This window comes from Motilibacter deserti (assembly GCF_011250635.1).
GTDB lineage: Bacteria > Actinomycetota > Actinomycetes > Motilibacterales > Motilibacteraceae > Motilibacter_A > Motilibacter_A deserti.
The window spans coordinates 1-8,426 of the sequence record NZ_JAANNP010000080.1; the positions used below are offsets into that span (position 1 = coordinate 1).

Genomic DNA, 8,426 nt, shown 5'->3' on the forward strand with positions numbered 1-8,426 from the left:
GGGCGGACGACCGCTCGAAGGAGAGCCCGTGGCACCCGACCGTCAACGGCCCCGTCCTCCCGTCCGCCTGCGCCGTACCCGGCGACGGGCCGCCGTGCTCGCGGCGGTGCTCGTCAGCGCGCTGGCCGGCCCGCTGAGCCCGGGCGCCGCCCCGGCCTCCGCCGCCACCGGCCCGCGCACGGTGCCAGCGCCCGCGGTCATGGCAGTCCTCGGCGACTCGATCAGCCGCGGGTTCGACGCCTGCCTCCCGCTGCAGGACTGCCCGGACGTCTCGTGGTCGACCGGCAGCAACCCGGCCGTGGCGAGCCACGCGGCCCGGCTGAGGACGGTGGCGCCAGGCCTGGTCGCGACGAACCTCGCCGTCTCGGGCGCGACGTCCGCGCTGCTGCCCGCCATGGCCGCGGCGGCGGTCGCCGCACGCGCCGACTACGTCGAGGTCCTGATGGGCGCCAACGACGCGTGCCGGCCCAGCGAGGCCCAGATGACGCCCGTCGAGACGTTCCGCGCCAACTACTCCGCGGCACTGACCAGGCTGGCGGCCGGCGGCGCGCGGGTCTTCACCGCGTCGGTCCCCGACGTCGAGGCGGTGTGGCGGGTGGGCAAGGACGTGCCGGCGGCGCGGGCGATCTGGGAGTCGTTCCGCCCCTGCCAGACCATGCTCGCCAACCCGCTCTCGACGGCGCGGGCCGACCGCGAGCGGCGGGACCGGGTCCGCGAGCGGATCCAGGACTACAACGCCGTCATCTCGCAGGTCTGCGCGGCGACGCCGAACTGCCGGTTCGACCACCGCGCCGTCTTCAAGCACGAGCCGACGCTCGCCGAGCTCTCGCCAATCGACTTCTACCACCCCAGCGTGGAGGGCCAGCGCACGCTGTCGGACCGGCTGTGGGAGGAGACCTACCGCTTCCGGCCCGCGGGCTGACCGAGCACGCCGCAGGGGCCGGGGACGTACGCCCCGGCCCGTGATGCCTCAGCGGCGGTAGCCCGCGATCTCCAGCAGCCGGGCCACCCGCTCCTCGGTCGGGGGGTGGGTCGAGAAGAGCCGGGACGCGCCCCCGGCGTTGAACGGGTTCGCGATCATCAGCGAGCTGGTGGTCTGCAGCGCCGGCTCGGGAGCGAGCGGCAGGCGGCGTACGCCCGCCTCGATCTTGCGCAGTGCGCTCGCCAGCGCGAGCGGGTCGCCGGTCACGGCGGCGCCCGACGCGTCGGCCTGGAACTCTCGCGACCGGCTGACCGCGAGGCGTACGAGCGTGGCCGCGACCGGGCCGAGCACGAGCAGGAGCAGGATCCCGACGGGGTTGGCCCCCTCGTCGTCCTCGTCTCCCCCTAGCGGCAGGAACCACGCCAGGTGCGCGAGCCACAGGACGATGCTCGCGAGCCCCGCCGCCACCGAGGAGATGAGGATGTCGCGGTTGTAGACGTGGGAGAGCTCGTGCCCCAGCACGCCGCGCAGCTCGCGCTCGTCGAGCAGGCCGAGGATGCCCTCCGTGACGCACACGGCGGCGTGCCGGGGGTTGCGCCCGGTGGCGAACGCGTTGGGCGCGTCGGTCGGCGACACGTAGAGCCGGGGCATGGGCTGGCGCGCCGCTGTGGAGAGCTCGCGGACGATGCGGTAGAGCCCGGGCGCCTCGAACTCGCTGACCGGGCGCGCCCGCATCGAGCGCAGGGCGAGGGTGTCGCTCGCGAAGTAGGCCACCCCGTTGGTCGCGAGCGCCAGCAGGACGGCGACGCTCAGCCCTGTCGGCCCGCCGACCAGCTGGCCGACGAGCAGGATCAGCGCCGAGAGGGCGCCCAGCAGCGCCGCCGTCTTGACACCGTTGTGGTGCCGGTGCACGGTTCGTCACTCCCCTCCGACGACGCCTGGTCCGGCGCCGTCCTAGCGGAGAACGCCCTCGCGGAGCCCGCTCGTTCCCCTGCGCGCCCCGTCAGTCCGCTGCCGGCCCCCCGGCAGCCGGTTGGGAGCCCTCGCTCGCTCCGGGCAGCTCCAGTCCGGCGGGCAGCGCGCCGGGCGGCACGTCCTTCACCCACTCGCCCAGCCGGTCCCGCTCGTGCACGAGGTCGCGCACGTCGAGCGCCGAGTAGCCGGGGTCCGGCGCCCAGAAGAGGGCGTCGAAGGGGCAGGCCTCGACGCAGATCCCGCAGTACATGCAGAGCCCGTAGTCGATCGCGAACCGGTCGAGCACGTGGACGGAGTGCGGCCGGCCGCCCGGCCCCTCCGCCGGCTTCCGCTCGACGTGGGAGTCGATCTCGATGCACCAGTCCGGGCACTCGCGGACGCAGAGCATGCAGACCGTGCAGTTCTGCTCGACCAGCGCGATGACCCCGCGGCTGCGCTCCGGCTGTGGGTAGCCGCCGCTCACGACCCCGCCTCCCCCGCGCCCCACGTGCCGGGCTCCGGCACGCCCGGCGGGAGGTTGCGCCGCCGCGAGCGGCCGCTCGGCTCGTGCTCGCCGGGCCATGGGCGCGCGACCCGGCTGGCCAGCACGAAGTCCTTGCGCAGCGGATGGCCGTCGAACCCGTCGGGCAGCAGCAGCGGGCGTAGGCCGGGATGGCCCGCGAAGTCGATCCCGAACATCTCGTGGGCCTCCCGCTCGTGCCAGGCCGCGCCCGCGAAGAGGTCGACGAGGCTCGGGACCTGCGGGGCGGAGCGGTCGGCGAGGGTGCGCAGCAGCACCCCGTGCCCCCGGTGCGCGCCGTCGGGGGCGAGCAGGGACACGACGACGCGCAGCCCCTCCTCGAGCTCGTCCACCCCGGCCAGCCAGTCGAACCAGGCCAGCCCGAGCCCGTCGCGCGCGGCGCCGACGGCGTCGTGCCAGCGGTGCGGGGCGATGTCGGCGTACGCGGTGCCGGTGGCGGTGCCCACCTCGAGCAGTCCCTCGCCCAGCGCCGGCTCGAGCACCGCGCGCAGGACGGCCTCCTCGAACGGCGCGCTCATGCCGCGTCCTCGGGGAGCAATGCCTCGAGCCGGGCGAGACCGTCGGCGAGCGCCTCGGGCCGCGGCGGGCAGCCGGGGACCCAGACGTCGACGGGCAGGAACTGGTCGATGCCCTTGGTGACCGAGTAGGAGTCCCAGTAGGGGCCGCCGCTCGTGACGCAGGCGCCGTAGGCGACCACCCGGCGCGGCTCGGGAAGGGCGGCGTACGCCTCGAGGACCGCGGGGAGCAGGGTGTCGGTCACCGTGCCGCTGACCAGCAGCACGTGCACGGGGCCTGCGTCCGCGGCCGGCCCGCCGGACGACGGCTGCGGCGAGGTGGAAGGAAAGGGCTCAGTGCGGGCCACGGCCGCGGCCACCTCCACCGCGCAGCAGGCCAGGCCGGCGTCGGCGACGTGCAGCAGGTGACGGCTCCCCCAGGGCAGCGGGGTGCGCTCGCCGGGGTGCACGGGCGAAGCGGCGGCGGCCGGGCCGACGACGGGCAGCGGCAGGGGGACGGTGCTCACGACCCGTCCAGGTTAACGGCGCGCTAAGCCTGTTCCCGGAAGAGCTAACTCCGGGCGCGGGCCGATCCCGGCGGTTACGGTGACCGCAGCATCGATCATTCTCGCCCGGGGCCGCTCTCGGGCGCTCTTGTGTCTCCCCGGGGGGTCTGCTTCGTGAGTCGGATTCGTCGTGCCGCGGTGACCGCGGCCGCCGGCATAGCCATGGCCGCTGGCGGCCTCACCGCCGGGGCCGGTGGGACCGCGGTCGCGGCGCAGCCGGCCGCGGCCGAGCAGGCGGCCACGGCCGTGGCGCCTGCCGCGGCCAAGGTGAACGCGAAGGCCGCCCTGGCCAAGCTGAAGGTGAAGCCGTACGGCCCGGTGAAGGGGTTCACGGGGGCGAAGTTCGGCAAGACGTGGGCCGACGTCGACACCAACAAGTGCGACACCCGCAACGACATCCTCTGGCGCGACATGGTCCGCACCGCGAAGCTCAAGCCACGCAGCCGCTGCGTCGTCGCGAGCGGCACGCTGACCAGCCCCTACACCGGGCGCAAGGTGGCCTACCGCGCGGCGAAGCCGGCCGTGGCCGTCGACCGCACCGTGACGCTGCAGGAGGCCTGGCGGAGCGGGGCCGGTCGCTGGAGCCAGGCCAAGCGCCTCGTCTTCGCCAACGACCCGCTCAACCTGCAGGCCGTCGACCTCGCCTCGAGCAAGAAGCGCGGCACCAAGGACGCGGCCTCGTGGCTGCCGTCCAACGCCAAGTACCGCTGCGCCTACGTCGCGCGCCGCGTCGGGGTGAAGACGAAGTACGGGCTGCCGGTGACCGCCGCCGAGAAGGCGCGGATGGCCGCGGTCCTGACGAGCTGCCCGACGCGCGTGATGCCGACGGGCGGCGCGACGCTGCCGAAGGCCGGCAGCCCCGGGGGTGCGAACCAGCCGGGCGCCTCACCCGGCGTCACGCCTCCCGGCACGCCGGCCCCGGCGCCCATGGCTCCGAGCCCGGCGCCCGGCTCCCCCTCGCCGGCTCCCGGCACCCCCTCCCCCGTCGCGCCGGCCCCGGGCACGCCCACCCCCGGCACACCGACCGATGGCTACGTCCCGCCGCCGGCCAACACCCCGCGTCCGGGCCACAATGGCGAGCAGGACTGGACCCCCTCGATGACGAGCGCGGCCTTCACGCCGGGCACACTCTCGGAGCTACACAAAGCGCTCGCCGGCGCCCGCCCCGGCGCGGTGATCTACCTGCTGGACGCCGACTGGCGCAACGCCCTGACCGCCAGCGCGAACGGCACTGCGGACAAGCCGATCATCCTGCGCGGTACGGCCGACGCAGTGCTGACCTCGGGCGGCAAGAGCAGCGGCATCGGGCTCAAGATCACCGGGGACTACTGGCGCGTCGAGGGCATCTCCGTCGACACGGCCCAGCGCGGCATCTCGGTCGAGGGCTCGACCGGCACGGTGCTCGACGGCGTCCACGTGCTCAACAGCGGCTACGCAGGCGTGCAGTTCAGCAAGGGGTCCCGCGGCGGAGCGATCCGCAACAGCGTCATTCGCAACGCGGGCATCGACGGGGCGATGCGCGGAGCGGGCGTGCTGGTCGGCATGGCGGGCCGCGATTGGGAGCGCTACAACGGCAGCCAGATCGACATCACGACCGGGATCGCGATCCAGAACAACCTCATCGAGGACACCACAGCCGAGGGCGTCGACCTGCGTGAGGGCAGCTTCGGAGGGACCGTCTCGGGCAACACCTTCGTCAACACCGGGCGGATGCGCAGTGTGCAGGACGAGAGCGGTGCCTACTCGGTCGCGACCTGGGTGGACGTCAAGGGCCAGGGCTACACCATCACAGGCAACCACGGCCCCGCGCCGGCGGCGACCCCCTTCAAGACCCGGACGCTGACCTGGCCCAAGCGGCTGAAGCGGGACCGCCCGGTCGTCCCCGGCTCGGGCAACGACAACCTCTTCGCCTCCAACAGCGTCGACGGCGGCTTCGGGGGCTCGATGTACGTCTGGGAGGGCGGCTCCAACAACACCGTGCGCGACTGACCCGGCGCACCCAGCGCGTGAAGGCCCGGCACCGTGCGTGCCGGGCCTTTGGCGTTGGGATGGAGGCGGGTCAGCGCATGCCGCACGTGAGCCGCGACACACCGCGCGCAGCGGGAAGCCCGACGCCCGGGCACGCGTTGTCGAGGGTCGGAAGTAAGGGTTGCCTGCCCGTAACATAGGGAGGCATCACGTACGGCGGCGACGCCTGCCCGGAGACACCTCGACGGGCAGCGTGGCGCAGCTCGATCCCCGAGGACGCTCCCGCCGACCAGGAGGCTAGTGCGCGTGGCAAAGCAGGTCCAGCAGCTCGAGCGGGTCGTCATCCGTTTCGCCGGTGACTCCGGGGACGGCATGCAGCTGACCGGGGACCGGTTCACGGCCGAGACGGCGTCGTTCGGCAACGACCTGTCGACGCTGCCCAACTTCCCCGCCGAGATCCGCGCGCCAGCCGGCACGCTGCTGGGCGTCTCGTCCTTCCAGCTGCACTTCGCCGACCGCGACATCATGACCCCGGGCGACGCCCCGGACGTGCTCGTGGCGATGAACCCCGCGGCGCTCAAGGCGAACCTCACCGACGTTCCCAAGGGCGCGTCGATCATCGTCAACACCGACGAGTTCACCAAGCGCAACCTGGCCAAGGTCGGCTGGGACGCCAACCCGCTCGACGACGACTCGCTGGCGGCGTGGAACGTCCGCAAGGTCCCGCTGACGACCATGACCGTGCGCGCGGTCGAGGGCATCTCGATCAGCAAGAAGGACGCCGAGCGGGCGAAGAACATGTTCGCGCTCGGCCTGCTGAGCTGGCTCTACAACCGCCCGACGCAGGGCACGATCGCGTTCCTCGAGTCCAAGTTCGGACGCAAGCCCGAGATCCTCGAGGCCAACATCGCGGCGTTCCGCGCCGGCTACAACTACGGCGACACCACCGAGGACTTCGCGGTCACCTACGAGGTCAAGCCCGCGCCGATGGCGACGGGGACCTACCGCAACATCACCGGCAACCTCGCGCTGTCGTACGGCCTGGTGGCCGCCGCGCAGCGCTCGGAGCTGCCGCTGTTCCTCGGGGCCTACCCGATCACCCCGGCCTCGGACATCCTCCACGAGCTGTCCAAGCACAAGAAGTTCGGCGTGCGCACGTTCCAGGCCGAGGACGAGATCGCCGGCGTCGGCGCGGCCCTCGGCGCGTCCTTCGGCGGCTCCCTCGGCGTGACGACGACGTCCGGCCCGGGCGTCGTGCTCAAGGCCGAGACGATCGGCCTGGCGGTCATGCAGGAGCTGCCGCTGGTGGTCGTCGACGTGCAGCGCGGCGGCCCGTCGACGGGCCTGCCCACCAAGACCGAGCAGGCCGACCTGCTGCTGGCGATGTTCGGCCGCAACGGCGAGTCCCCGGTCCCGATCGTCGCGCCGCGCTCCCCCTCGGACTGCTTCGACGCCGCGATCGAAGCCTGCCGGCTGGCCCTGCAGTTCCGCACCCCGGTCTTCCTGCTGTCCGACGGCTACGTCGCGAACGGCTCAGAGCCCTGGAAGATCCCGGACGTGGACAGCCTGCCGGACCTGCGGGTGGAGTTCGCGACGGAGAAGAACCACACCGCCCCCGATGGCGGCGAGGTCTTCTGGCCCTACCTCCGTGACCCCGAGACCCTGGCCCGCCCGTGGGCCGTCCCGGGCACCCCGGGGCTCGAGCACCGGCTCGGCGGCATCGAGAAGGCCGACGGCTCCGGGGAGATCTCCTACGACCCGGCCAACCACGACCTGATGGTCCGGACCCGGCAGGCGAAGGTCGACGGCATCGCCCGGTTCATCCCCGAGCTCGAGGTCGACGACCCGGACGGTGACGCGAAGGTCCTCGTGCTGGGCTGGGGGTCGACGTACGGCCCGATCGGCGCCGGCGTGCGGCGTGCCCGCCGCGAGGGGCACAAGGTCGCGCAGGCCCACCTGCGCCACCTCAACCCCTTCCCGGCCAACACCGGCGAGGTGCTGCGCCGCTACGACCGGGTGCTCGTGCCCGAGATGAACCTCGGCCAGCTGGCGCTGCTGCTGCGCGCGAAGTACCTCGTGGACGTGACGTCCTACAACCAGGTGCGCGGCCTGCCCTTCCGCGCCGTGGAGCTGGCGAACGTCATCACCGGCATCGTCGAGGACGTCGAGAAGCGCGCCGAGGCCGCCGGCCTGGCGCAGGAGAGTGGTGTGCGGTGAGCGTCCAGGAGCTTCCCGTCCCGCAGCCGCGGGCGAAGCTGACGGCCAAGGACTTCAAGACGGACCAGGAGGTCCGCTGGTGCCCGGGCTGCGGTGACTACGCGATCCTCGCCGCCGTGCAGGGCTTCATGCCCGAGCTCGGCGTCCCGCGGGAGAACATCGCGATCGTCTCGGGCATCGGCTGCTCGTCCCGGTTCCCGTACTACATGAACACCTACGGGATGCACTCGATCCACGGGCGCGCCCCGGCGATCGCCACCGGCCTGGCCGCCACCCGGCAGGACCTGTCGGTCTGGGTCATCACCGGCGACGGCGACGCGCTCTCGATCGGCGGCAACCACCTGATCCACGCGCTGCGCCGCAACGTCGAGCTGAAGATCCTGCTCTTCAACAACCAGATCTACGGCCTGACCAAGGGGCAGTTCTCCCCCACGTCCGAGCTCGGCAAGATCACCAAGTCCACCCCGATGGGCTCGCTCGACGCGCCCTTCAACCCGGTGTCGCTGGCGCTCGGCGCCGAGGCGACCTTCGTCGCGCGCACGATGGACTCCGACCGCAAGCACCTGACCTCGGTGCTGCGGGCCGCGGCCGAGCACAAGGGCTCGGCGCTGGTGGAGATCTACCAGAACTGCAACATCTTCAACGACGGCGCGTTCGACGTGCTCAAGGACCCCGAGACCCGCGAGGACTTCGGCTTCCAGCTGCACGACGGCGAGCCGGTCCGCTGGGGCAAGTCCGGCCAGTACGGCATCGTGCGCGACGCC

7 protein-coding genes and 1 pseudogene are annotated in these 8,426 nt (G+C 73.1%); 4 read left to right on the plus strand and 4 right to left on the minus strand.

Features of this window, described 5'->3' with window-relative positions; translation table 11 throughout:
- Positions 1–28: 28 nt before the first annotated feature.
- On the plus strand, positions 29–922 hold the full coding sequence (locus tag G9H71_RS19650; protein ID WP_166284485.1) for a GDSL-type esterase/lipase family protein: 894 nt from the start codon (positions 29–31) through the stop codon (positions 920–922).
- A gap of 48 nt (positions 923–970) precedes the next feature.
- Here G9H71_RS19650 and htpX read toward each other — a convergent pair whose 3' ends face one another.
- From htpX to G9H71_RS24720, 4 genes and pseudogenes are all read right to left on the minus strand, one after another.
- The gene (htpX, locus tag G9H71_RS19655) at positions 971–1,834 is read right to left on the minus strand and encodes a zinc metalloprotease HtpX (RefSeq protein ID WP_166284486.1); all 864 of its coding nucleotides are present in this window, start codon (positions 1,832–1,834) and stop codon (positions 971–973) included.
- 91 nt (positions 1,835–1,925) lie between these two features.
- Positions 1,926–2,339: pseudogene (locus G9H71_RS19660) on the minus strand (4Fe-4S binding protein); the annotation flags it as partial.
- 17 nt (positions 2,340–2,356) lie between these two features.
- A complete protein-coding gene (locus tag G9H71_RS19665; protein WP_166284488.1) occupies positions 2,357–2,935 on the minus strand; it encodes an NADH-quinone oxidoreductase subunit C in 579 nt (192 codons plus the stop codon).
- Positions 2,932–3,438 carry an NADH-quinone oxidoreductase subunit B gene (locus G9H71_RS24720; RefSeq protein ID WP_331273137.1) on the minus strand — a complete coding sequence of 169 codons (507 nt, stop codon included), beginning with the start codon at positions 3,436–3,438 and terminating at the stop codon, positions 2,932–2,934. Before G9H71_RS24720 ends, G9H71_RS19665 begins: the two co-directional genes overlap by 4 nt.
- 177 nt (positions 3,439–3,615) lie before the next feature.
- Here G9H71_RS24720 and G9H71_RS25310 point away from each other — a divergent pair, with 177 nt between their 5' ends.
- The 3 genes from G9H71_RS25310 to G9H71_RS19685 form a co-directional block, all read left to right on the plus strand.
- The gene (locus G9H71_RS25310) at positions 3,616–5,466 is read left to right on the plus strand and encodes a GmrSD restriction endonuclease domain-containing protein (RefSeq protein ID WP_166284489.1); all 1,851 of its coding nucleotides are present in this window, start codon (positions 3,616–3,618) and stop codon (positions 5,464–5,466) included.
- A gap of 285 nt (positions 5,467–5,751) precedes the next feature.
- Positions 5,752–7,662: a 2-oxoacid:acceptor oxidoreductase subunit alpha gene (locus tag G9H71_RS19680; RefSeq protein ID WP_166284490.1), complete on the plus strand. Its 1,911-nt coding sequence runs from the start codon at positions 5,752–5,754 to the stop codon at positions 7,660–7,662.
- Positions 7,659–8,426 (plus strand): 2-oxoacid:ferredoxin oxidoreductase subunit beta (locus tag G9H71_RS19685; protein ID WP_166284491.1); only part of this gene is annotated, 768 nt, incomplete at its 3' end. The genes G9H71_RS19680 and G9H71_RS19685, both read left to right, overlap by 4 nt.

Bases quoted from the DNA above. Each gene is read 5' to 3' on its own strand.
- G9H71_RS19665 (WP_166284488.1), bottom strand. From the start codon at position 2,935: ATGAGCGCGCCGTTCGAGGAGGCCGTCCTGCGCGCGGTGCTCGAGCCG.